Consider the following 24,022-nt stretch of genomic DNA (forward strand, 5'->3'; position numbering starts at 1 on the left):
CCCCGGAAACGCGATTCCGGAACCGCACCACAACCGCCTCGTCTTACGGACGGTCACCGTCCGACAGGAAGTAGAGATGACGAAACGAGTCCTGCTGGCCACGCTCGCCGTGATCGCCGCCCTGGCGCCGGCTCTGGCCCTCGCCCCGGCCGCATCGGCGGCAACAGGAACGATCTCCAACGGCATCGCCTGGACCGCGAATCCCGATGCCGGGCCGTCGAACCCGTTGGTGAACCAGGAGTACTGCACCCTCGGCGTCGTCGGTACCGACGCCCTCGGCAACAAGATCGCGATCTCCGCGGCGCACTGCGTGTCCGCGGCCGCGGGCGGTGCCACCGAGTACCCGGACGGGGCACCGGTCTACCGCTTCGGCCCCACCGGCACCGGTGATCCGATCGGGACCATCGCGTACCGCGACCCGCGCATCGACTACGTCGTGATCGAGTTGTTGCCGGACGCAGCCCTCTCGTCGAACGGACCGGACGTGCGGATCGACGGCATCGGACCGTCCCACCCCGAGGGTGAGCTGTGCAAGGCCGGAGTTCGGACGGGACTGACCTGCGGGCCGATCTACGGCCAGCCCGCGCTGCGGATCAATTCGTTCGCCACCGCCAACGGCGGCGACTCGGGTGGACCCGCGTTCATCGACGGGTCGAAGTTGGTGGGCATGACCCGGGGCCCGTTCGAGTTCATCGACATCACCGCGGTGCTCGACGGCATCGCGGCGCACCCCGAACCGGTCGGCAAGGGATTCACTGTGACGAACGACTGAAACACCGGGCAGCCCAGAGCAAGAAGGGCGCCGCCGGGAGAGATCCTGGCGGCGCCTTGCTGACTTGTCGGGCGGGTGACTCAGAGACCGATCAACTGCTTGGCGACGGACACCGCCGCCGGTCCGTCCAGCGCAGGCACGTCATCCCATTTCCCACCACTGATGGTCACCTTGGCATCGGGCGTCTCGACCGTCGTGACGATCACGCCGGCGACGGACGTCGACAAGTTCAGGGTGTAGGCGATGCCACCGGCCTGCTCGAGCCCGGCATCCGGCACGACGACGAGGCCGCCGGCCCCGAGATCCCCTGCCGCCGACACCTCGCCGGACCAGGGTTCGACGACCACCTCGACGGTCCGGATCTGCCCCAGGTCCGTCGCGCCGTCCGGGGTTTCCCACCCGCAGATCACGCCATACTCGCTGACCATGTTGGACGCACTCTCCTGCAGTCCCTCGTTGTACTGCGCGACCGCGGGCGCGACGTCGTCGCAACTCGTGAACCGCGCCATCACGTCGGAACCCGAGGCACCCGACGCGCCGTCCCCGGAAGCCGCAGTCTCCGAGACCGCGGGCTCCGGGGCCGACATGTCGGCGTCGTCGGAACCGCAGGCGCTGACCGCCGCCGCCAGAAGCAGGAACACTGAAACAAACCGAACATTTCGGATCATACGAGCAATCTAGCAACGGCAACGGCAGCGGTCAGCGGTCAGCGGTCAGCGGTCAGCGGTCAGCGGGAAGGTGGCGTCAGCTACCGGCCGGCCATGTTCATGACGGCGATGTGGCTGAACAGCATGCTGGTGCCGATCGGGTTGCCGCCACCGGGGTAGGTGGTGCCACTGGGCGCCGCCATCGTGTTACCGGCCGCGTAGAGACCCGTGATCGGGTTGCCCGACGTGTCGAGCACGCGCGCCGCGGTGTCGGTGCGCAGACCGCCCTTGGTGCCGAGGTCGGAGATGCCGAACGCGGCCGCGTGGAACGGGCCCTGCTCGATCGGGATGAGCGCCGGACCGCCGCCGGTGAACGCGCGGTCGTACGCTTCGTCGCCACGCCCGAAGTCCTCGTCGACGTCGTTGGCCGCCATCGCGTTGAAACGCTCGACGGTCGCCCGCAGGTTGTCGGCCGGGACGCCGATCTTCGCGGCGAGTTCCTCGAGGGTGTCGGCGGTGTGCCACAGGCCGGCGTCGACGTACTTCTCCGTCTCGACCATCGAGACGTTCGAGGCGCCCACCGGAGGACGCTCGCCCGCGCGGTCGTCGTAGATCATCCAGTACGGCAGCGTGACCGAACCGTCCTCCATGCCGGCGATGACGTCGCGGCCGAGACGGTCGTAGGGCGCGTACTCGTTCACGAAGCGCTTGCCGTCGTGGTTGACGAAGATGCCGCCGGTGAAGCACAGCGCGAACGCCGAACGCCCGTCCGGATGCGTCAGGCCCGGCGACCACCAGGCCTCACCCATCAGATCGGTGTCCGCACCGACCGCGATACCGGCCTGGTGCGCCTTGCCGAGGTTGCCCCACGGACCCATCGTGTCGCGGGCGACACCCGGGACGCCGTACTTCTGACGCAGCTCGTCGTTGCCCTCGAAGCCACCGGCGGCCAGCAGGACGCCCTTGCGGGCGCGGATCGCGACCTGCTCGCCGTCGCGCTCGACGATCGCACCGGCCACGACGCCGTCCTCGACGACCAGTTCGACGAGCGGGGTGTTCAGGTTCAGCTTCGCGTTCGGGTACTTGCCGATCGCCTTCAGGAAACGACCGATCAGCGCGCGTCCGCCGATCAGCATCTCGGGCAGGTCCGCGCCGAGGCGGTCGAAGTCGAGCGGACCGCGCACCAGCTTGTGCAGGTCACCGACCTCGGAGACCGGCAGCGGGCTCGGGATGGTGTGGCGCTGGCCGTCGTTGCGGGCCTTGGGGGCCTTGCCGTAGTAGTCCGGCCACGGGTAGGTGGCGAACTGGAGGTCGTCGTCCTGCTCGAGGTACTCGACCAGCGGGCCGCCGCCCTTGACGTAGGTGTCCTGCAGTTCACGCGGGGTCCGGTCACCGACGACGGCGTGGTAGTACTCGAGCGCGTCCTCGATCGTGTCGTCGACGCCGGCGCGCTGGAGCACCGGGTTGCACGGGAACCAGAAGCCGCCGCCACCGGAGTAGGCGGTGGTGCCACCGAACTTGTCGGTCGCCTCGACCAGGATCACGTCGAGGCCCTCACGGGCCGCGGTGTAGGCGCCGGTGGCGCCACCGGCGCCCGACCCTGCCACCAGCACGTCACATTCTTCGTTCCAGTTGACCATCGTTCAGCCTTTCCCGGCGGAGCCGGATTCGGGTCGTCCGCCTCGTCGATGCGGACGTCGGTTCGGGGCCTCGAGGCCCCGTGAGGTGATGCGCCCGGATCAGCCGACCGGGCGCACGGGGTTCGATCCGTCCCAGGCGCGTGCCTGCTCGATGCCGTAGGCGAGCAGTTCGCGCATGCCGGCGCTCTGGATGTACTCGAAGACGGCGCCCGGTTGGGAGGGCGAGTGCACGTAGGCGACCCGGGTTCCGGGTCCCTCGGCCACGAAGAGTTCCTCGAGTCCGCGGCCACGGGCGTCCGCGAGCGCCGAGTCGAGATCGTCGGTGAGCCACGCGATGTGGTGCGGTCCGACGAGCGGCGCTCCGGCGGCGTCCGCGTACGGCGAGGGAGTCGTCGACGTGATCTGCATGAGTTCGATCTGGAGGTCGCCGGTGTAGCCCATCGCGACGTCCATGGTGACGACCGTGTCGGCGCCCGCATAGCGCCCGTTCAGCGTCACACGACGGAACACGGTCCACGGCCCGACCCGGGCATGCGTCACCCAATGGTCGATGGCGGCATCGAGATCCGCCACCACATAACCCATCTGAACTGCGGGTTCGGTGACCTCGCGACTCATGCACACCTCCTACGGCACTCGACGTGGTGTGTGATGGTAGCCACGCCTACCGGGGGTGGTTCAAGTGCCAGTCCCACTGAGAGGACGCCGACGTCCCAGACGTGCGCTGCGACCGGAGCGCGGTCAGCGACCCGATCCGCCGCAGCCCCAGCCGAGCCCCGCCAGTTCCTGGCCCCGAGCCAGGACGTCGTCGAGCATCTTCTCGGTGAGCTTTCCGGTGAAGGTGTTCTGCTGGCTCGGGTGATAGCAGCCGATCACGTTGAGCGGCTTGCCATCCGCGGTGCTCAGGACCGCGACTTCCCCGTGCCCGAACTTGGGCTTCGGTGTGGGGACGGTGCCCCCGGCGCGGCGCACGGCGCCGAGCGTCGCGTCCCACCCGAATCCACCGAGCGCGACGACGGCCCGCGCGAACGGCAGGAGCCGGGCCAGTTCGGCGTCGAGCCAGCCCGCGCAGCAGTCCCGCTCGTCGATACCGGGCTTGTTCCCCGGCGGCGCGCACCGTACCGCCGAGAGCATTCGCACCCCGAACAGTTTCTGCCCGTCCGCGGCGTGCTCGACGTCGGCTCTGCTCGCCAGCCCCGCCCGGTGAAGCGCACGGAACAGCCAGTCTCCGGCCTGGTCGCCGGTGAACATCCGGCCCGTGCGGTTGCCCCCGTTCGCGGCGGGCGCCAGCCCCATGATCAGCAGTTTCGGGAAGTCGGCCCCGAACCCGGTGACGGGGCGGCCCCAGTACGGCTGGTCCGCGAACGACGCCCGCTTGGTCTCGGCGGCCTGCTCGCGCCAGTCCACGAGCCGCGGGCAGGCCCGGCACACACTGATGCGGGCGTCGAGATCGAGGAGGTTCTTCGCGCCGGCGGCCATCGCGACGACATCCGCCGCCGACCGGGCCACGGGAGTCTGCGCGTCCGCCGAGTCGCCGGGCCACCCGGTGCCGGGCGGCACCGGGGACGGGAACAGCTCTCCGGTGCCGGGGTGCGGCAGCAACTCGCCGGTCATCGGTTCCGCGCGCTCGTAGGCATGGGCCAATTCAACCCGACCCGTGCGGCACCACGCAGCCGGGTGCGGACGAGCGGCACGCGGGCCCGCACAATCGACGGTATGAATGCGCTCCCTGTCGATCCAGCACTCGCCGATGCCGCTCGCGCCGCCCGTCGTGTCGTCGTGTTCAGCGGCGCGGGCATGTCGGCCGAGAGCGGCGTGCCGACCTTCCGGGACGCACAGACCGGACTGTGGGAGCGGTTCTCACCGGAGCAGCTCGCGAGTCCGGAAGGCTGGGAGCGAGACCGCGGCCTGGTGTGGGCGTGGTACCAATGGCGGACCGGGCTCGCGCGGCGCGTCCAGCCGCACGCCGGTCACCACGCGATCGCGCAGTGGGCCGGGCGCACCGGAATGACGGTGATCACCCAGAACGTCGACGACCTCCACGAGCGGGCGGGCAGTCCCGTCGCCGCGCACCTGCACGGCAGTCTGTTCGCACCGCGATGCAGCGCCTGTGGTGTGGCGTTCCCCGGCGACGGCGGCGTCGACGCCGAACCCACCGGCCCGCTCGCACCGCCGACATGCGAGACCTGCGGTGGCGCGGTGCGTCCCGGCGTCGTGTGGTTCGGCGAGGCCCTGCCCGAGGACGCCTGGAGCCGGTCCACCGACGCGGCCACGGACTGCGACCTCATGGTCGTCGTCGGCACGTCCGCGGTGGTGTACCCGGCGGCGGAACTGCCCCTGCTCGCCGCGCGGTCCGGCGCGACCGTCGTCGAGATCAACCCCGAGACGACCGGATTGAGCGATCACGTGCACCACTCGTGGCGCACCACCGCATCCGCGGGACTGCCCGCGCTGCTGGCCGCGATCGGCTGACGCCGGGGTCCGCCGCGGTCAGTGGCCGCGGTAGATCGCCTCGATCTGTTCGGCGAAACGCTCGGAGACCACCTGACGCTTGATCTTCAGCGTGGCGGTCAGTTCACCCGACTCCTCGGTGAGATCGTGCGGGAGGATCTCGAACCGCTTGATCGCCTCCGCGTGGGACACCGTCGAGTTCGCATCGTCGATCACGTCCTGCAGCGCGGCGCGGAGGTCGGTGTCCGCGGCGAGATCGGCGACCGTCGCCGAAGCCGGCTTCCCGTTCGCCGACTTCCAGTTCCCGAACGGCTCCGGGTCGAGAGTCAACAGCACACCGATGAACGGTCGGCCGTCGCCCACGACGACAGCCTGTGAGACAAGCACATTCGAGCGCAGACGATCCTCGAGCGGGCCCGGCGAGACGTTCTTTCCTCCCGCGGTGACCAGCAGGTCCTTCTTCCGTCCGGTGAGCGTCAGGTACCCGTCGTCGTCCAGTTCGCCGAGGTCCCCGGTCCGGAGCCAGCCGTCGCGGAGGGCGTCCGCCGTGGCCGCGTCGTTGCCCCAGTACCCGGCGAACACGACACCGCCGCCGAGCTCGATCTCGCCGTCCGGCGCGATCCGCACCGAGTTGCCGCTCATCGGACGGCCCACCGTGCCGATCTTCTGCTCGCCGGGCACGTTGACGCAGTGCGCGGCGGTGGACTCCGTCAGTCCGTAGCCCTCGTAGATGGGGACGCCGGCACCACGGAAGAAGTGCCCCAGCCGCGGCATCAGTGCCCCGCCTCCGGAGATGGCCCACCAGCACTGGTCGCCCAACGCGGCGCGAAGTTTGGCATATACCAACCGATCGGCAATCGCGTGCCGCGCCTTCAGGATCCACGACGGACCACCAGTGTCGAGGGACTCGCTGTAGGCGATCGCGGTGGCCTCGGCGAAGGCGAACACCGCCCCCGGGATCCGGCCCTTGCTCTGGGCCGAGTGGGCGGCGCTGTCGCGGACCTTCTCGAAAACACGTGGCACACCGAGGATCACATGCGGCCGGAATCGTTGGAACTGGCCCGCCACCGTGCCGAAGTTCGACCAGTGCGCCTGGATACCACCGGCCTCGAACATCGCGAGCGAGACCGCGCGGGCGAGCACGTGCGCCAACGGTAGGAATGTCAGCATCCGGTTGCCGGGTTTCGCCACGTCCCCAATCGACGCGGCGAGGATGCCGCGCACCTCGGACAGGAAGTTCCGATGCGTGAGGATGCAGCCCTTCGGCCGTCCCGTCGTCCCGGAGGTGTAGACCAGCGACGCCAGGTCGTCCGCACGAATCCCGGCCAGTCGGTCTCCGATGACGGCGTCGTCGATGCGCACGCCCTCGGCGACGAGCTTCTCGACGGCCAGGTCGTCGATCTGCAGCACGCGTCCCGGTCCGGACAGGACTCCGTCGAAACCGGCCGCGTGGCCCGCGGTCTCCACGATCGCGAGGACGGCCCCGGAGTCCTCGACGATCCACCGGATCTGATCCGGCGACGACGAGTCGTAGATCGGCACGGAGACGGCGCCGGCCGCCCAGATCGCGAAGTCGAACAGCGACCACTCGAACCGCGTCGCGGACAGGAGTGCCACCCGGTCGCCGGGGCCGACCCCCGCCGCCACCAGGCCCTTCGCGACCCCGGTGACCAGGTCCGCGAACTCGAGCGCGGTCACATCCACCCACCGGTCCTCGACCGGCCGGGAGAACAGAACCCGATCCGGACTGCGTCTCGCGTGCTCGAACACGGTGCGGACGATCGACTCGTCGTCGCCGATGGTGAAGCGGGCGGGGGCGCCGTACTCACGCATGTGCGTCATCTCCAGCAGTTGTGGGGCCGCCGGGGACCCCGGCGATCACGGGTATGTCGGGTGCGCCGGGGACCTCCGCGACCGGCCCGTCGCGGAACCGACGCAGGATCACGGCGAACTGGGCGATCTCGGTCGGCGACCAACCGTCCACACGCGCCCGGACCTCGTCGAACCGTCGCCGGTCGGCGGCCGCGAGCACCGCGATGCCCTGGGAGGTGAGGAACAGGGGGCGCCCGGCGCGGACGGGCCCCGAATCGGCCCGAACCCAGCCGCCGTCGGTACATCCCCGGAGCTGCCGCGAAACGGTCGACCGGTTGACGCCGAACGCATCGGAGATGTCGGTGGCGCGACATCCCGGGTTCCGCGCGACGAACGAGAGAACCGAGTGCTGCGCGAACGACGGACCGCCCTGCGCGTCACGGCCGCCGGCCACCAACTCCCGGGTCAACTGGACCAGTTCGGCGTGCACAGCCGCCACCTGATCGACCTCGCCGTCATGTTGCACAGTGCAACTCTACGCCGCCGGTGTTGCCCAGCAAGGTTCGAGTACCCGAAGTAACGTTCGAACGTCAGATGCGACTAACCATGAGACAGCGCCGCATCAGCGCCCGCTCGACCGAGACCAGAGGAGACGCCTTGTCCGTCCAGACCGACTCGATCGCCGTCCGTGCCGTTGGATCGCACCGGACAGCCGACGCAGCCGCTCTCGACCGCCTCGAGCAGGAGATTGTCGACCTGGATGCACAGATCCTGGCCGCGGTGCGTCGCCGCACCGATCTCGCCCGCACCCTCGCTCCGGCCCCCGCCACCGCGCCGCCCGCCGACACCGGGTCACGGTTCGACGAACTGGGCTCGGACGGACCCGCTCTCGTACGCACCCTGACGCGCCTCGGTTCCGCCGGACAGCGGTAGCCGCGCCTGCGCACCCCATCACCGAAACCGCCTCCACGGCGTGACATCCGTCACGCCGTGGAGGCGGTTTCGTCGTCTGCGGACGACCGTCCGATGCTTCAGCGCCAGCCGTGCAGGGCGTGCGCGGTGACGGCGTGCACGGCGCGCTCCTCGACCACGTCCAGAGACTCACCGACATGCGCGTGCAGTGCGGCGAGGGCGCTGTCCAACTCGCCGTCGAGAACCTGTTCGACGATCGTCAGGTGCTCGGCGATCGTCGACTCCACCCGCTCGCGCGTTTGGTAGTCGTGCATCCGCACCAGCCGGATCTGACTGTTCACCGTCGCCAGCGCCCGGGTGAGCGCCGGGTTGCCCGCCGCCGTCGACAGGTCGAGGTGGAACTGCTGATCCAACTGGACGATGTCACGCGACGGTGCCGGCGGGTCGGCCTTCAGCTCCCGCCACTGCGCGCGCGTCGCCTCGAGCAGCGGCACGTCGAACTGCAGATCGGCATTCTCGAGGTGCCGGCCGATACCCCGCAGTTCCAGAGTGATCCGCAACTCGTACAGATCCCGAATGCTGCCCAGGTCGGGGAACGTCGGGTAGTAGCCGTCGTCGCGGCGGGTGACGATCCCGTCCGAGTGCAACCGGACCAACGCCTCCCGCAACGGTGTGCGGGACACCCCGAGCGCCTCACACAGCCGTCCCTCGACCAGTCGGGCCTGCGCGGGAATGCCCCCGCTCATGATCTGCTCCCGCAACTCCAGGTAGACCTTCTCGCGCAGGCTGGTGCCCGACGCTCCACCGGAGGTGGTCATCGCGATACTCCCTTCGACGGGTCAGTGAACCGGCTCGTGCACCATCGCCGCGATGCGGCGTTCGAGATCGTTGAACGCCACCGACGTGACGTCCCGCTCGTCGCCGAGGTCGATCTCGACGATGTCGCGGATGTGCCCGGGAACCCCGTGCGAGGCACCTCCGGTCATCACCACGACGCGGTCCGAGAGGTACACGGCCTCCTCGATGCTGTGCGTGACGAAGATGACGGTGGTGCCCTCCGCGCGCTGGATCCGTGCCAGTTCGTGCTGGAGGGTCGTACGGGTCAATGCGTCCAGCGCGCCGAACGGCTCGTCCATCAGCATCACCGCCGGGTTGTTGGCGAGGACGCGGGCGATCGCGACGCGCTGCTGCATGCCGCCGGAGAGCTGATGCGGGTACTGGTCGGCGAAGCGTTCGAGTTGCACCGCCCGGATGTACTTATCGGCCTGCGCCGTCGACTCGGCGCGGCCGAGCCCGCGTTGACGCGGACCGTAGGCGACGTTCTCACGCACCGACATCCACGGGAACAGACCGTAGTCCTGGAACACCACACCGCGGTCCGGGCCCGGCCCCTGGACCGGGGTACCCCCCACCAGGAGCTCTCCCCCACTGTGTGATTCGAATCCGGCGAGCATGCGCAGAAGCGTGCTCTTGCCGCATCCGCTGGCGCCGACGAGACAGACGAACTCGCCCGATGCGATGGTCAGGTCGACACCGGCCACCGCCTGGACGGCGGTGGGCCCCTCCCCGTACCGCTTGGCGAGGTCGCGGATGACGATGTCTGCGGCCGAGTTCGACGTGGCACCGGCCGGCGCCGTGGCGACTGGATATGACATGGGATGGCCTTTCGTCGAGAGAAGAATGTTGCGGGTCAGGACAGCCCGGGTCGGCCACGCGTCGCGACGCGCAGGAGTCCGCCCATCAGCCGATCGGTGGCGAAGCCCGCGAGTCCGATGAAGACCATGCCGGCGATGATCAGGTCGGTGCGACTCATGTCGCGTGCCTGGGTGATCAACGCTCCCAGTCCGGTCGAGATGCCGACGGTCTCACCGACCACCAGCACCACCCACGACAGGCCCAGCGCGATCCGCAGTCCGCTGGTGATGCTCTGCATCGCGCTGGGGATGACGATCTTGTAGAGCGTCTTGGCCTTGGGCGTGCCGAGCATTGCAGCCGCCTCGAGCAAGCGCGGAGGCACCTGGGCAACACCGACGGTGGTGTTGAGCAGGATCGGGAAGAACGCCGCGACGAAGATCAGGAAGATCGTGGACCGGTCGCCGTAGCCGATGATCAGCAGGGTCAGCGGCGCCCACGCGGTCACCGGAATGGGCCGGACGAGATTGACGGTCGTCTCGAGTGCCCGTCGCACCGGACCGAACCGGCCCATGAGAACACCGAGCGGAATCGCCAGGGCGGCCGCGAGCAGGAAGCCGTTCAGCACTCGCAGCGTACTGGCCGCGAGATGCCTCCACAGCGACCCGCTGTAGGCATCGTCGTGAACTCCTCCGACCGCGACGTCCCACATCCGCCCGGCCACCTCACCGGGCGGAGGCAGGTACTGCATCTGGATGCCCAGCGGCAGCGTCCATCCGAAGCGGACGCCCACGCTCCAGAAGCCGGCGAGCAGGATCAGTGCCGGAAATCCGTACAGCACTGCGGCTTTCTTCTTCAGTGCAGCGATCGGGGCAGAAGTTGTGGCCACGGTGACTCCTCGAACTGGTGGCGGAACGGCAGGTTCAGGGGCGCTCGCAGGCGACCGGTCACGCATGAGCGGACGCGGTCAGGAACGAGTCGTCGACGAATGCGGCGAGGTCGGGTTCGACCGGGATCTGCCCGAGCGCGACCATCTGACGGGTCAGTGCACCCACCTGGCTGCGGTAGTCGGCGGACAGGTCTGCACGCGGCCAGATGTTCGCGATCGCGGTCGCGGCAACATCGGGGTCCAGGCCGAACTCGTCCACCACACCGCGGTGCCAGGCGTCGCGGTCACCGTCCATGAAGGCCGCGGTCTGCAGGTGCACGTCGACCATCGACTGCACCAACCCGGGCTGTGTGTCAATCGTGCGCTGAGTGGTCGCCAGTCCGATGTTCACTCGCCCCACCGGGGTGTCGTACGGCGAGATCAGACTGTGCGCGCCGGCCTCGATGGCCGTTGCCGGCCCCAGTTCCGCGGATGCGAACGCCGAGATCTGTCCGGTGGCAAGAGCATTCGCCATGTCCGAGAACGGAAGGTTGACCAACTGGACGTCACGAGCCGGGTCGAGACCCTGCCGCGCGAGCGTGAGCCGCAGCAGGATCTCCTGCGACGAACCGAGCGGGAATCCCACCTTCTGCCCACGCAGCTCGTCCACGGAGTCGATACCCGGCGCCGCGACGATGCCGGTGCCCCCGTCCGCCGCCGATGCGATCAGTCGAATGTCCTGCCCGGCAGCCGATCCCGCGAGGAACGCGGGCACACCGGCGACACCGAAGTCGATCGCGCCGCTCACGAGCGCATTCTTGATGTCGGGCGAACTGTCGAATACGACCACGTCGACGGCAGTGCCCGCAGGCGCGAACCGCTCGTAGAAGAAGGGATGGAACAGGTGAGGTTGACCGCGGAGCGTGCCGACCTTGACCACCTGCGTGCTGTCACCGCCGCCGGCGGGTCGCGCCGCGAACGTGGAGTCGATGCTGCTGCATGCGCTCGTCGACAGTATCGCGAGTACGAAGGCGATGACTGCGAGCCACCTCATGGGACTACGGGGCATGGGGTTCTCCTGGGGTCGAGATGTCGAAAAGTACTGCGCCGAGTCGGTATACAGCGCCGTATCCGCTCCCCCATACTGTTTCGCGAGGCGTTTACATCCGATGGTCGCCACTGTGATCGCAGTGTTAACGAATCGGCCCCCGCCGCACCGTCCGTAACACGCCCGTCACGTCGACACCGTCAGCAGCGTCGTGTCACACGGTCGTCAGGCGGGAACGCCACCGAGAAAGGCACGCCAGCCGCCGAACTCGGTGATGTCCACCCCGGCGGCGGCAGCTGCGGGCGTGCAGGTGAATCCGACCGCGACGGTCCCGTCGGCGAGGGCCATCGACGTCAACGCCATCGGGGCGGGCAGCGCAGCGAGGAAGGAACCGAGCCCGGCCGCCGAGATCCGATACAGCTCACCGGGAAGCGAGCGACCCGAGCCGTCCGGCGCGTGCACCAGACCCGGCTTGGGCGGTACCGAATCGAGCCGCACCATCAGATAGTCCGCGGTGGTCGAGACGGATCGTTCGAACCGCGCCCCCAACGCCTCGAGTTGACGATGCAGTGGCTGACCTCGCAGATGAGCGCCGAAGACCGCGAGCCCGATTCCCTCCTCCGGCGCCAGCTCCGACGTCTCGACGCCCTGGACGCGGGCCGCCACGTCCAATGCCACCTGGTCGCCGAATGCCGGGGCCACGGTCATCACCCCGAACGATTCTCCGGGTTCGCTGTCGGTGGGGACCGCGACGGAGGCCAGGTCGAGCAGGTTGCAAAAGTTCGTGAAGGTGCCCAGGCGCCGGTTGATGTCCACCGGCTCCGCGAGCACGTCGGCGATCAGTGGGTGCTCGGTGGCGGTCGGCAACAGCAGGACGTCGACGTCCGCGAACAGCCGCGTCGCATGATGCTTCGCGGCCACGAGAGTGCCCATGTCGCGGACGAATTCGTGGGCCGGCTTCGACTCCGATGCCCGGACGATCGCAGCGACGGTCGGGTCCAGGGCGGCATCGGGGTGCGCGGCGACGAACCCACCCACCGCGTCGAAGCGCTCGGCGACCAGGGCGCCGTCGTAGAGCAGCGTCGCGGCCTCGAGCATCGGCGCGATGTCCACCCGCACGATCTCCAGGTCGGCTTGCTCCGCGCGCACGACGGCCGCCGCGAAGCTGCGCCGGTAGGTCTCGGAGAGAGAGTCCAACTGCTCGTCGACCGGTATCCCGACCCGCGCCCGCGCCGGTGCGGACAGCGGTACGTCCGCCGGCCAGCTGCGGCTGCGCGGGTCGTCCGCGTCCGGCCCGATCATGATCGACATCGCGCGTCCCGCGAGCGACACGGTGGGCGCAAGGACTGTGACGCAGTCGAAGTCGGCGCACGCCGGCACGACGCCGACGGTCGGCACCAGCCCGAGGGTCGGCTTGATGCCCACGACACCGTTGAACGCTGCCGGCACGCGGCCCGAACCCGCCGTGTCCGTGCCGAGCGCGAAATCGACCAGCCCCAGCCCCACCGCCGCGCCGGACCCCGAACTCGACCCACCCGACACACGGTCCGGATGGGTCGCCGAGCGCACCACACCGTAGGGGCTGCGGGTTCCGACGAGTCCCGTCGCGAACTGGTCCAGGTTGGTCTTGCCGAGGACCACCGCACCGGCACGCTGCAACCGTGACACGGCAGGCGCCGACACCTGCGAAACGTAGGCGAACTCGGGGCAGGCCGCGGTGGTCGGCAGGCCGACGACATCGATGTTGTCCTTCACGCCGAACACCGTTCCCGCCAAAGGCAGTTCCTCACCCGCCGCGAGCCTGCGCTCCACGTCGACCGCGTCGGCCAGGACGTCGGACTCCGAGCGCAGCGCGATCCAGATCTCCGGCCGCGCACACTCGTCGATGCGCGCGAAAGCCTCCCTCACGCGGCCGGTGGGGGTGGTGTCGGTGCTGATGGAGGGTTTCGTCATCGTCGGCCGCCTTCTCGCGTGGACCGCCGATGACGGTCCAACCGTGTATACGTCGCTGAATACGCTAGGCAGGCTGCTGTTACATCCGCACTACCCGACGTGACGATCACGTATCCACCCGACGTCGCCGGCCGAGCCTGCCGTCAGTCGAGGCCGAGGGCCCGCTCGAGCGTCGGCCACGACTTGGGCAACTGGTCGCGCCAGTACTCCCAGGCGTGGACGCCCGTGCCCTCGTAGTCGACGGTCACCGGGATCTTCAACTGGTCCAGTCGCTTCTCCAGGATCCGGGTGCACACGTTGGAGGCACCCTCGATGACCCCACCCAGGAGCAGGCGACGGGCGTCGTCGCTCCCCTCCTCGTGTGTGCCGGGCAGGCCCGTCGCCACCGACAGGTAGATCGCCTTGCCTCGGAGGTTCTCCGCGTGGCGCACGGTGTCGTGCGAGCGCCATTCCGGGCCCGACGGATCGGCCCACATGTTGGCGGGATCGCCGCTCCGTGACGTGACGGTCGTCTGGACCACGAGACGGCCGAGGGGATCACTCGTGGAGTAGCACCCGCTGAACGCCGCGACACCGCGGTACAGGTCCGGGTGTCGGTGGGCCAGCATCATCGCCGACTGCGCGCCCATCGAGTTTCCGGCGATCGCGTTGACGCCGTCGGTCTCCAGTTCCGCGTCGATCAGTGGCGGCAGCTCCTCGGCGATGAAGGACTCCCACATGTTCAGCCCGAGTTCGGGGTCGACCCGATCCCAGTCGACGTACATGCTGCCCTGACCACCGTTGAGCAGCACGACGTTGACGTTCTTGTCCTCGAAGAACGCGGGCGCGGCGCCGAGGCTCGCCTTCATCCACCCGCTGCTGTTGTTGCGCGCGCCCGCACCGTCGAGCATGTACAGGACGGGCCGTGGCACCGACCGGTCCTTCGGCAGCAGCACGTCCACCGTGACCTCCCGGCGCAGGGCAGGCGAGGCGACCGTGTACTGGACCGCCTGCTCCGACACCTGCTTCACTCCGGTGATCGCGGCCGTGGTGATGTCGTCCCGCGTCGGCGGAACCGGCCCCGGATCCTCCCTGAACGACTCCGGTATCGACGACCCCGGTCCCACGCTCCCCGCGCCGGCACTACCGGAACTACCGGACCCGATGCTGCCGAGGCTGGCGGTCGCCGGTACCGCGGTCGCGGTTCCGGTGGCGATCACCATCGATGCTGCGACCGCCCCGAGACCGACGACCCGCCGCCCCCACCCACGCCGCAACCGATCGTGCCTTCCACCGTGTCGATCCTGATCGAATCGCATCCCGCTACCTCCGTGACGTGTGTGTACCGCTGGGGAGGCTAGTGCGTGAACCCGTCAAACCGAACATTCGTTTCGGTTGCGGTCTTCCCGACCGGTCACCTGTTCCGGACGCCGACGGCAGGCGCGATACCGTATCGGTACCACGCAGGTCCGGCCGACACGCCCGGCCCGGGTGGCACGACGTGAAGCAGGGGGTCCAGTGTCCGAGTCCGCAGACAGGTCCGCCGCCGGTGATTTCGACCGTGAAGTCGCCGGGGCGTGGGCTGTCTTCCGTTCGTCACTCGCCGACCGGATCGCCGCGATCTCGTCGGACGATCAGGTGATCCTCGAGACGGTGTGCGACACCGACGAAGCCGACGGCCGCGTGCCGTTCCTGCAGTTCACCGCAGGCGCCGGACCCGACGGCACCGTCGTCCGCTGCGAACTTCCGGCCGACGTCCACCTGCCGCCACGTCGGCGACTGACCCCAGCCGAGGAATCCCGACTGCTGGCGCAGGGATGGGCGCGCCCCGTGTCCCCCGAGGGGGATCCCGAACTCGACATGGGCGACGTGCCCGCGCTCGTCGTCGAGAAGACGACGCGGTGGGCCGACCAGCTCGCCTCCATGGCGGTGTCGATGCTCCGCGAGACCTGGGACGTACCCCATCCCGCTTTCCTCGTCCTGCACCACCTTGGGGACGATGCCGAACCGGCGGCGGATCCGGCCGTCACCCCGGTGCGGACACCGCTGGACCGGCACGTATCGATCCGCCCTCGCGACACCGCCCACCTGCGCGAGGCGATCGCCCACACCCTGACCGACATCTACGGACAGGCCCCGGAACTGGACGCGGACGGTGACGTGGTCCTGCGCTTCGGTTCTGCGCTCGCCCTCGTCATCGCCAACGAGAGCACTCCCGAAGTGCAGTTGTGGGCGCCCCTGGTCCGGGACATCAGCGGCCGCACCCGGGCATCGGAACTCATCACCGACCTCAATCGGCGCTGGCCGTATCTCCGCTTCGCCCTCTTCGAGGATCGACTGCGCGTCATGATCGACATGCTCGCCGACCCGTTCGTCCCACAGCACCTCGCCGACATGGTCGAGCACCTGTCGGACTTCCTCGGAGGCGTCGACGAGGAGTTCGCGAACCACTTCGGCGGAGTGCTCCACTTCCCGGCCGCCGAACCGGCCACCGCACCCGAGACGACTCCGACCGCCGACACGGTCCCGGACGCCTTCGTCCCGGAACCCGAGCCCGCGAACCCGCCGGAACAGATGGACCAGATGGAGCTGTTCGACGACCCGGTCCAGCCCTCACTGTTCGACGACCTCGACGACCAGTAGCGCCGCGCCGCCGTCAGGCCCCGGGCAGTTTCGTCGCGCGCGCGAACTGACCTCCCGCGCGCGCGATTGCGCGTGCGGGAGACCAAGTTGCGCGCGGGACGGACCCTCGACCGTCAAGTGCCGCTCATGGTCGGGGTGATCACGATGTTGATCGGGCGCTCCTCCGGGTGGTCGCCCCGGAGCAATTCGATGCCGTACTCGAGTCGATCGAATCCGAGAACATGGGTTCGCATGCGACTGAGCGGGAATCGGCCCGACGCGACGATGCTCGCCGCCTGCTGGTAGGCCCGGACACTCGACCCGGCGCACCCGACCAGGCGGATGTTCTTGAGGGTCAACAGGTCGATCGGGAAATTCTCGATCGGCCGTGTCTTGAGCCCCGCGGACACCACCGTGCCGCCGGCGCGCACGATGTCGAGCGCGTCGAGCAACGGCCCGGTCGCATGCGGCGACGTGTCGAGCACGACGTCGAAGCCGCGACCACCGGTCGCCTGCCGTGCCGCCTCGCGCAGATCCTCGGCCTCGACGTCGACCACCACATCGGCGCCGAATTCCGTTGCCAGATCCAGCTTGTGCCGATCCCGCGACAACCCGGTCGCGAGAATGACGTCGGCACCCGCCGCCTTCGCGGCCACCACCGCGGCGAGCCCGCGCTGGCCGCACCCGAGCACCGCGAACGTGGTCCCGATGGTGGTGCCGGGGGTCGTGACCGCCCATTCGATGCCGGCCGCCAGCGGATTCCACAGCGTCGCGTCGAGCGGGTTCGTGGTCTCCGGGAACGGGTGCAGGATCGCGTTCGGATGGATGTAGACGTGCGTCGAGTACCCACCCCACAGCGACGGCGCGTGCCCGGTCTGGATGTACCCGTAGGCGTTCGGCCGGAACGGGAATCCCGTGCAGCGAATCGTCGTCCCCTCGCGGCAGCCCTCGCACCGGCCGCACGAGAGGAAGGGGTTGACGGCGACCCGGTCACCGATGCGGACGCCGTCCCCCCGCGCTCCCCCGCCGATGTCCTCGACGACGCCGACGATCTCGTGACCGTTGATCCGCGGGAAGGGTGACACACCCGGTTCGTACGCCGAGTGCTTGCCCTCCCACGAATCGATGTCGCTGGCGCACAGTCCGTTCGCCTCCACCCGCAGCAGTGCCTCGCCGGGTTCCAGGACCGGAATCGGAATCTCCTCGAACCGCACCTCGCGCGGACCGGTCTGCACCAGTGCTGTAGCCGTGGTCGTCACTTCCGCCCCTCCTCCACGTAGCGGCGCGACGCCTCGGCGGCCGCGATCCTCCGGCGCACCAACTCGATCGCCTCCGGCCCGGCTCCCACCCTCTCCAGATGATCCAGTTCGGCGGCGGCCTGCCGGGCGACGGCAATAAGCCTCTCCGACGCCAGGTCCCGGGTGAGCAGATCCTGCTCGACCCAGTCGTCGGCCTCGATCCGCTCCTCCGCCGTCATCGGTGTGACCGGCGGTTGCTGCCATCCGAAGGGATCGGGCGAGGTCATGGCTTCACACCGTCGTCGTAGAAGTTGAACAGGCGCCGAGCATTGGTCTCGACGATCTTGACGACCTCGTCGTCCGGCACGTCCTGGAAGCGGAACTCGGCGTGCTTGCGGCTGTTGGGCCAGTACGAGTCCGAGTGCGGGTAGTCGCATTCCCAGGTGATGTTGTCGAGTCCGACGACGTGCCGGTTCTTCAGCCCGAAGTCGTCGTCGATGAAGCAGCCGTACATGTTCTTGAACCACAGGGTCGACGGCACCACATCCTGAACGACGTTCTGGTAGTGGCGATGACGCTCCCAGACCGCGTCGATCCGCTCGAGCATGTAGGGCACCCAGCCGATGTTGCCCTCGGACAGTGCCACCTTGAGATTCGGGAACTTGTGGAACACCGGCGAGAACAGCAGGTGCGACGTCGAGGACATCATGTTGGTCGCGTACAGCGAGATGGTCACCGCGTACGGGGCCTCCTCCGCGGTCGCGGGCGGACGGCCCGAGGAACCGAAGTGCATGCACAGCGGCATGCCCGTCTCCTGGGCGGCAGCGAAGACCGGATCCCAGTGGTCGGTGTAGTACGACGGCAGACCCAGCGGAACCGGATCCTCCGGGAAGGTGATGCCCTTGGCGCCCTTCGCGGCGGTGCGCTGGATCTCCTTCACACACTCCGCGATGTCCCACAGCGGCAGGATGATCACCGGGATGAAGCGGTCCGGCGCGGCGGCGCACCACTCGTCGAGGACGAAGTCGTTGTAGGCCTTGACGCTCAGCAGCGCCAGCTCCATGTCGGCGCTTTCGACGGTGAAGAGAGCGCCGGCGAAGCGTGGGAAGGACGGGAAGCACGTCTGCGCCCACACACCGTCGAGGTCCATGTCGACCAGGCGAGCCTCGGGGTCGTAGCAGCCCGGGATCATGTCCGAGTAGCGGACGGGCTCCATCCCGAAGTCCTCGGGATTCTTGCCCGCCACCGCGTTGAGCCCGATCGCCGGGAAGCGCTTGCCCTGATAGTTCCACACCTGCATGGGCGCACCGCCCGACGGCGACGGCTCCTCGACGATGCGGGGGCCGGCCTCGAGGAACTTGGCCGGCAGGCGGTCGGCCCACACGGTGGGATGCTCGATGAGGTGGTCGTCGACCGAGACGAGCTTCATCCACGGCTGGAGCGGCATTGGGGCCTCCTGTAGGAAGTCTGTAACAAACGATTGTTGCAAAGGGTTGACGGTGATCTCACCGTTTCGGCGGTATCGCCGCGGGGGCGGAGGACCTCAGGCGAGCGAGGCCAGGTATCCGGGCCGGATACGGTCGCGGTCGATGTCCTCGGGCTGCCAACCGGGGAGCAGGTCGCGACCGTCGAGGGTGCGCACGGGACGGTTCAGTTCGACGAGGATCCCGAGATTCCGGGTGATCCTGCCGGTCAGCACCTTCGGGTCCCCGGTGCACAGCGCGAGGGCGGCCTCGGCGATGGTCTCCTCGGGCTCGGAGTTGCCAGTGGTGACACCCGGGACGGTGAGCGCGTTCTCGGTCGCGATCGAGTACTCCGGCGCCAGCGTGTTGACCGCGATGCCGTCCTCGTGGAGATCCATCGCGGCACCGGTCGTGATCCGGTCGATCATCGCCTTGGTGCCGCCGTACAGGCAGGCGCCGAACGTCGAGTTCGCCGCGAACGGCGGGCCGACCCGCGGCCCGGCCTGGGTCGAGGAGATGCTGAGGATCCAGCCGGCACCGCGGCGCCGCATGCCGGGGATCGCGGCGGCCGCGAGATCCCAACCGGCCCAGACGTTGGTCTCCACCGAGTCGTAGAAGGACTCGCGGGTCATGTCCGGGAACAACTGGTCGAAGTGTCGCGCGGCGGCGGCGTTGTTCACCAGGATGTCCACCGGCGCCCCGAACACGGACTCGGCGTGCGCGATCACCGAACCGCGGTCCGCGGCCCGGTCACCGAGGTCGAACACCAGGGCCTCGGCGGTACCACCGTCGGCGCGGATCTGCGCCACGGTCTCCTCCAGCGAGCCCTGCAGGCGGCCGTCGCCGGCGCGCATCGACCGCGACACCGCGAGGACGTGGATACCGTCGGCCGCGAACCGGCGCGCGATGGCCCGGCCGATGCCGCGGCTGGCGCCGGTGACGACCGCGACGTGCGGAAAGGTGCTGCCGCTCATGCGTTCTCCTCCGCCGGGGCGAAGTACGGCAGCACGACACCGTCGGTGATCTCGTCGAACGTGACCGCCACGCGCATCCCGATCCGGACGTCGGACACCGCACAGCCGACCATGTTCGACACCATGTGGTAGCCCTCGTCCAGCTCGACGATGAGCACCACGTACGGGCTGGTGAACGCGGGCGTCTGCGGGCGGACCACCTCGGTGTAGCTGTAGACGGTGCCCCGGCCGGCGCTCACCTGCCACTCCAGGGTGTCGCTGCCGCACCCGCGGCACAGCCGGTTCGGATCGAACTCGGCGCGGCCGCAGGCGGTGCAGCGCTGATAGCGCAGCTCCCCGACGACGCACCCGTCCCAGAACGGCTGCGACAGCACGGTCGGGGTCGGCAGCGGGATCCCCGCCCGCTGCGGGGCCAGCACGGTGGCGGTCGTGTTCTCGCTCATGGTCGCTCACTTCCCAGTAGCAGGACGTCGGTGAAGAAGGCACCGGCACCACCGTTGCTGCACAGCACCACTTCCGGGTCGTCGACCTGGTTGGTCGCGCACACGCCCTGCAGCTGGTGCACGGACCGCGCGATGCGCTGGGTCAACTGCACGATGCCGCCGCCGTGGCTGTAGGACATCAGGCCGCCGTCGGTGGTCATCGGCAGCTTCGGAGCGTCACCGGTGACGTTCTCGACGCACCACTGACCGCCTTCGCCCTCGGCGCAGAATTCGAACGCCTCGAACTGACGGATGATCTCGAAGGAGAACGGGTCGTAGAGTTCGGCGACGTCGACGTCGGCGGGCGTGAGCCCGGCCATCGCGAAGGACTTCCGGGCCGCGCGGCGTCCGACGTAGCCGTTGGGGATGTCGGACGACCGGCTGCCCAGGTCCCAGCTCGGGGCGTGCTGGTAGGACGGCCCCATGTGGTCCAGACCGCCGCCGAGGACGTAGACGGGCTTGCCCGGCAGGTCCTTCGCGCGCTCGGCCGTGGTGATGATGAGCGCGCAGCCGCCCTCGGAGGTCATGGCGCAGTCGAGCAGGTGGAACGGATCGGCGATCATCCGCGAGGCCAGGATGTCCTCGGCGGTGAACGGCCCGCGGCCGTAGTAGATCGCGTCGGGGTTGATGTTGCCGTTGTTGCGGATCGTCGCCGCGATCTCGGCCATCTGCTCGGACGTGGTGCCGTGCTGATGCATGTGCCGCCGCGCGATCAGCGCGAACTCCGAGGCCGTGTAGAGACCGAACGGGGCGACGAACTCGTTCGACGGGCGCGTCCACGGCGCGGTGGACTCGCGCTCGGTGTAGCGGCCCGCCTCGCCGTCGGCGACGAGCACCGTCTCGCACAGACCGGCGGCCACGACGCTGGCAGCGTGCAGCACGCCGGTGATGCCACCCGGGTTGTTCGCGTTCCACACCGGCCCCAGCCCGAGCGAGTAGATCAACTGTGGCGCGGTCTTGCTGTACACGCCGTCGATCGTCGTCGGGTCGATGCCGGACTCGGCAATGACGCCGCGCGCCGCCTCGAGGCTGATGGTGAAGCTGTTGTGGCCCTCCAACACCCGTGCTTGCTCGGTGTTGTAGGCGGCGACGATCACGACGTCGCGGAAGGGATGTGCGGTCACATCGAGTACTCCTGTCTGGATCAAAGATGAAGGGGGCGTTCGCCGATCACGTCGTCCGCGGTCAGCTGCGCCAGACGCTCCGGCGACACCCCGGCGAGCCGGGTGAGCACCTCGGTGTTGTGCTGACCGAGTGTCGGCGCCGGCGTCGTGAACGCCGGACCGGCGTCCGAGGCGAACACCGTGGGCAGGCCCGGGATCTCGAACGTCCCGAGCACCGGGTGGTCGAGCTTCTCGGCGAATCCGCGGGCGTGCGCCTGCGGATTGTCGAAGATCCGGCTCGGATCGACGACGCGGGCGGCCGGGACGCCGTGGGCGAGGAGGGCGGACTCGAGGTCGTCGAGCGCCCGGACCGCGCAGAACTCGGTGAGCAACTCGTCGAGCCGATCGTGCTGGTCGCGACGACCGCTCACGGTCGCGAAGGCCGCGCCCCGCGCGGTGTCCGGCAGCTCCAGGATCGCGGCGACCGACTGCCACTGGTCGTCGTCGGTGACGGCGATGGCCAGCCAGTTCTCGTCGCCCGCACAGCGATAGACGCCCTGCGGGGCGGCGACCGGGCCGCGATTGCCGTCCCGGGTCGGTGCGGTGCCGTAGGCGCTGTACTCGATGACCATCTCGGCGGCCACGTTGAGCGCGCTCTCGACCATCGGCACCTCGACGAAGCAGCCGCGTCCGCGGGCCCGCGCGAACTCGAGCGCCGACAACGTCGCGACCACGGCGTGCAGTCCGGCGACCGGGTCGCACGGACCCTTGAGCACCATCGGGCTGCCGTCGCGGTAGCCCGTCATCCACGACAGGCCGGTGGCCTGTTCCATCGTCTGCGCGAATCCGGTGCGGTCCCGCCACGGGCCGGACAGCCCGAACGCGGGCATCCGGACGAACACGGCCGCGGGGTTCACCTCGTGGATGCGCTCCCACGTGAGGCCGAAGTTGTCGAGGACACGCGGCGAGAAGTTCTCGATGACGACGTCGGCCTGCCGGACCAGCTCGAGCAGGACGTCGACGCCGTCGGGTCGGCTCAGGTCCAGGGTCACACCGAGTTTCCCGGCGTTCGCGCCCTGGTAAACGCCGCCGGCCTCCCACCAGGAGGGCTCGGCGGGGGTACGGGTGGACGTGAACCGCATGCCGTCGGGACGCTGCACGGACTCGACCTTGATCACCTCGGCGCCGAGCCCCGCGAGCAGTTGCGTGGCCGCGGGTCCCGCCCAGAACGCGGTGAGGTCGAGGACCCGCACGCCGGCCAGCGGGGCGGCGTCCGTCCCGTCGAGCGGACGCGCCGGCTGGACGCGGGGTTCCCACGGCCGGGTGTCGTCGTGCGCACCGAGCGCCGGGGCGGGACGGATCGCGTCGGGCAGTGCACCCTCGACGAGGTACGGCCGTCGCGGCTGGACGAAACCGGCCGGGTTGTCGACGAACACGCCGCGCTCGACGAAATGCGCGTTCTGCGTGACCGTCTCGGGCGTCCCGAGGGGTGACACCGGGATCCGCATCGCGCCGGCGATCTCGTCGATCGCCTCCACCGGCATCGTCATGGTCCACGACTCGATCAGCGACTGGAACTCGGCGTAGCGCTCCTGCCGGCGGCGCACGTCGACGATCGAGTCGTCGGCCAGCAGTTCGGCGCGATCGATCATGATCAGGAAGTCCTGGAACATCTGCGCGGTGATCGTGCAGAAGCCGACGTAGCCGTCGAGGCACCGCTCGATCGACGGAATCTCGACCGTGCGGGGCGTGCGGCGGCCGGGCGCACCCGCCAGGACGGCGGTCACCGGGTGGTGCAGAGCCATTGCGACGCCCATGGATTCGAGCATCGACAGGTCCGCCCACTCACCACCGCGTCCCCGCGAGACCGCACCGAGACGCAGGCCGAGGGCCGTCGCGGCAGCGAAGGATCCCGCGATCCACTCGCCGAGGCGGCCACCGGCCTGCAACGGCTCGCGGCCCTCGGGACCGCGGATCGCCAGCGAGCCGGCGAGGGCCTGCAGCGTGAACTCGGTGGCCGGCCGATCGGCCCACGGACCGCTCCGGCCGAACGGCGTGATCGACAGGATGTCGAGTCCGGGGTGTCGCGACCGGATCGACTCGATCTCCGCCGTCGACAGTTCACCGGACTCGACCACCAGGTCCGCACCGGCGACGAAGTCAAGGACGCGAGCGTCGGCCGGCAGCCCCCGGATCGACCGCTTGCCGGCCGCGAGGTACTGGAACAGCGCCCCGCCGCCCGGACCGGCGTCCCCGCCCAGACGCCACCGCCGGAGCGGATCGCCGTCCGGGCCGGACTCGACCTTGACGACGTCGGCGCCCGCATCCACCAGCATCTTGGTGCAGTACCCGCCGGCGACTCCCGTGGAGAAGTCGACCACGCGAAAATCCTGGAGCAGCGAATGTGGCTGTTGCACAGTGGTTCC

Annotated in this window: 23 protein-coding genes; 4 read left to right on the forward strand and 19 right to left on the reverse strand. The window is 69.3% G+C overall.

The window, feature by feature from the left end; all coding sequences use genetic code 11:
• The first annotated feature begins 76 nt into the window (after nucleotides 1–76).
• A complete protein-coding gene (locus tag IJ15_RS0111660; protein WP_031938511.1) occupies nucleotides 77–772 on the forward strand; it encodes a chymotrypsin family serine protease in 696 nt (231 codons plus the stop codon).
• An 80-nt stretch (nucleotides 773–852) separates the two neighbouring features.
• On the opposite strand, the gene IJ15_RS0111665 is transcribed toward IJ15_RS0111660, so the two are convergent.
• From IJ15_RS0111665 to IJ15_RS0111680, 4 genes are all read right to left on the reverse strand, one after another.
• Nucleotides 853–1,413, reverse strand: coding sequence for a hypothetical protein (locus IJ15_RS0111665; RefSeq protein WP_231569505.1), 561 nt, complete (start codon nucleotides 1,411–1,413; stop codon nucleotides 853–855).
• Nucleotides 1,414–1,520: 107 nt separating this feature from the next.
• Nucleotides 1,521–3,059, reverse strand: a complete 1,539-nt coding sequence (locus IJ15_RS0111670) for an FAD-binding protein (protein ID WP_031938513.1) — start codon at nucleotides 3,057–3,059, stop codon at nucleotides 1,521–1,523.
• Nucleotides 3,060–3,158: 99 nt separating this feature from the next.
• Nucleotides 3,159–3,677: a VOC family protein gene (locus IJ15_RS0111675; RefSeq protein WP_031938514.1), complete on the reverse strand. Its 519-nt coding sequence runs from the start codon at nucleotides 3,675–3,677 to the stop codon at nucleotides 3,159–3,161.
• Between the two features lie 123 nt (nucleotides 3,678–3,800).
• Nucleotides 3,801–4,673: a uracil-DNA glycosylase gene (locus IJ15_RS0111680; RefSeq protein WP_031938515.1), complete on the reverse strand. Its 873-nt coding sequence runs from the start codon at nucleotides 4,671–4,673 to the stop codon at nucleotides 3,801–3,803.
• Nucleotides 4,674–4,775: 102 nt separating this feature from the next.
• Between IJ15_RS0111680 and IJ15_RS0111685 the strand changes: the two genes are divergently transcribed.
• Nucleotides 4,776–5,531 carry an SIR2 family NAD-dependent protein deacylase gene (locus tag IJ15_RS0111685; protein WP_081880702.1) on the forward strand — a complete coding sequence of 252 codons (756 nt, stop codon included), beginning with the start codon at nucleotides 4,776–4,778 and terminating at the stop codon, nucleotides 5,529–5,531.
• An 18-nt stretch (nucleotides 5,532–5,549) separates the two neighbouring features.
• Here the strand turns inward: IJ15_RS0111685 and IJ15_RS0111690 are convergent, their stop codons facing one another.
• Together IJ15_RS0111690 and IJ15_RS0111695 are read right to left on the reverse strand one after the other, a co-directional pair.
• Nucleotides 5,550–7,343, reverse strand: coding sequence for an AMP-dependent synthetase/ligase (locus IJ15_RS0111690; RefSeq protein WP_031938517.1), 1,794 nt, complete (start codon nucleotides 7,341–7,343; stop codon nucleotides 5,550–5,552).
• A complete protein-coding gene (locus IJ15_RS0111695; RefSeq protein ID WP_081880703.1) occupies nucleotides 7,336–7,848 on the reverse strand; it encodes a MarR family winged helix-turn-helix transcriptional regulator in 513 nt (170 codons plus the stop codon). Before IJ15_RS0111695 ends, IJ15_RS0111690 begins: the two co-directional genes overlap by 8 nt.
• 131 nt (nucleotides 7,849–7,979) lie before the next feature.
• Between IJ15_RS0111695 and IJ15_RS0111700 the strand changes: the two genes are divergently transcribed.
• The gene (locus IJ15_RS0111700) at nucleotides 7,980–8,255 is read left to right on the forward strand and encodes a chorismate mutase family protein (protein WP_031938519.1); all 276 of its coding nucleotides are present in this window, start codon (nucleotides 7,980–7,982) and stop codon (nucleotides 8,253–8,255) included.
• Between the two features lie 98 nt (nucleotides 8,256–8,353).
• Here IJ15_RS0111700 and IJ15_RS0111705 read toward each other — a convergent pair whose 3' ends face one another.
• The 6 genes from IJ15_RS0111705 to IJ15_RS0111735 all read right to left on the reverse strand — a co-directional run bounded on the left by IJ15_RS0111705 (nucleotide 8,354) and on the right by IJ15_RS0111735 (nucleotide 14,937).
• Nucleotides 8,354–9,052 (reverse strand): GntR family transcriptional regulator, encoded by a 699-nt coding sequence (locus tag IJ15_RS0111705; protein WP_031938520.1) that lies wholly within the window; start codon nucleotides 9,050–9,052, stop codon nucleotides 8,354–8,356.
• A gap of 21 nt (nucleotides 9,053–9,073) precedes the next feature.
• Nucleotides 9,074–9,889 (reverse strand): ABC transporter ATP-binding protein, encoded by an 816-nt coding sequence (locus tag IJ15_RS0111710; protein ID WP_031938521.1) that lies wholly within the window; start codon nucleotides 9,887–9,889, stop codon nucleotides 9,074–9,076.
• A gap of 35 nt (nucleotides 9,890–9,924) precedes the next feature.
• Nucleotides 9,925–10,755 (reverse strand): ABC transporter permease, encoded by an 831-nt coding sequence (locus IJ15_RS0111715; RefSeq protein ID WP_231569506.1) that lies wholly within the window; start codon nucleotides 10,753–10,755, stop codon nucleotides 9,925–9,927.
• 58 nt (nucleotides 10,756–10,813) lie between these two features.
• The gene (locus IJ15_RS0111720; protein ID WP_231569507.1) at nucleotides 10,814–11,788 is read right to left on the reverse strand and encodes an ABC transporter substrate-binding protein; all 975 of its coding nucleotides are present in this window, start codon (nucleotides 11,786–11,788) and stop codon (nucleotides 10,814–10,816) included.
• A 219-nt stretch (nucleotides 11,789–12,007) separates the two neighbouring features.
• The gene (gene atzF / locus IJ15_RS0111725) at nucleotides 12,008–13,735 is read right to left on the reverse strand and encodes an allophanate hydrolase (RefSeq protein WP_031938524.1); all 1,728 of its coding nucleotides are present in this window, start codon (nucleotides 13,733–13,735) and stop codon (nucleotides 12,008–12,010) included.
• Nucleotides 13,736–13,878: 143 nt separating this feature from the next.
• Nucleotides 13,879–14,937 carry an alpha/beta hydrolase gene (locus IJ15_RS0111735; protein ID WP_031938525.1) on the reverse strand — a complete coding sequence of 353 codons (1,059 nt, stop codon included), beginning with the start codon at nucleotides 14,935–14,937 and terminating at the stop codon, nucleotides 13,879–13,881.
• 295 nt (nucleotides 14,938–15,232) lie between these two features.
• Between IJ15_RS0111735 and IJ15_RS0111740 the strand changes: the two genes are divergently transcribed.
• Complete coding sequence (locus tag IJ15_RS0111740; protein WP_031938526.1) at nucleotides 15,233–16,357, forward strand: T3SS (YopN, CesT) and YbjN peptide-binding chaperone 1; 1,125 nt, start codon at nucleotides 15,233–15,235, stop codon at nucleotides 16,355–16,357.
• Between the two features lie 113 nt (nucleotides 16,358–16,470).
• Here the strand turns inward: IJ15_RS0111740 and IJ15_RS0111745 are convergent, their stop codons facing one another.
• The 7 genes from IJ15_RS0111745 to IJ15_RS0111775 all read right to left on the reverse strand — a co-directional run bounded on the left by IJ15_RS0111745 (nucleotide 16,471) and on the right by IJ15_RS0111775 (nucleotide 24,013).
• A complete protein-coding gene (locus tag IJ15_RS0111745) occupies nucleotides 16,471–17,595 on the reverse strand; it encodes a zinc-dependent alcohol dehydrogenase (protein WP_031938527.1) in 1,125 nt (374 codons plus the stop codon).
• The gene (locus IJ15_RS0111750) at nucleotides 17,592–17,861 is read right to left on the reverse strand and encodes a hypothetical protein (protein WP_031938528.1); all 270 of its coding nucleotides are present in this window, start codon (nucleotides 17,859–17,861) and stop codon (nucleotides 17,592–17,594) included. The genes IJ15_RS0111745 and IJ15_RS0111750 overlap by 4 nt, the downstream gene beginning before the upstream one ends.
• Nucleotides 17,858–19,021 (reverse strand): amidohydrolase family protein, encoded by a 1,164-nt coding sequence (locus tag IJ15_RS0111755; protein ID WP_156112083.1) that lies wholly within the window; start codon nucleotides 19,019–19,021, stop codon nucleotides 17,858–17,860. The genes IJ15_RS0111750 and IJ15_RS0111755 overlap by 4 nt, the downstream gene beginning before the upstream one ends.
• Nucleotides 19,022–19,117: 96 nt before the next feature.
• Entirely contained in the window at nucleotides 19,118–20,011 is an 894-nt protein-coding gene (locus IJ15_RS0111760; protein ID WP_031938530.1) for an SDR family NAD(P)-dependent oxidoreductase, read from the reverse strand.
• Complete coding sequence (locus IJ15_RS0111765; RefSeq protein ID WP_031938531.1) at nucleotides 20,008–20,454, reverse strand: Zn-ribbon domain-containing OB-fold protein; 447 nt, start codon at nucleotides 20,452–20,454, stop codon at nucleotides 20,008–20,010. Before IJ15_RS0111765 ends, IJ15_RS0111760 begins: the two co-directional genes overlap by 4 nt.
• Entirely contained in the window at nucleotides 20,451–21,617 is a 1,167-nt protein-coding gene (locus IJ15_RS0111770) for a thiolase family protein (protein WP_031938532.1), read from the reverse strand. The genes IJ15_RS0111765 and IJ15_RS0111770 overlap by 4 nt, the downstream gene beginning before the upstream one ends.
• Nucleotides 21,618–21,637: 20 nt before the next feature.
• On the reverse strand, nucleotides 21,638–24,013 hold the full coding sequence (locus IJ15_RS0111775; protein WP_031938533.1) for a CaiB/BaiF CoA-transferase family protein: 2,376 nt from the start codon (nucleotides 24,011–24,013) through the stop codon (nucleotides 21,638–21,640).
• Nucleotides 24,014–24,022 lie beyond the last annotated feature (9 nt).

The organism is Prescottella defluvii, assembly GCF_000738775.1.
Taxonomy (GTDB): Bacteria; Actinomycetota; Actinomycetes; order Mycobacteriales; family Mycobacteriaceae; genus Prescottella; species Prescottella defluvii.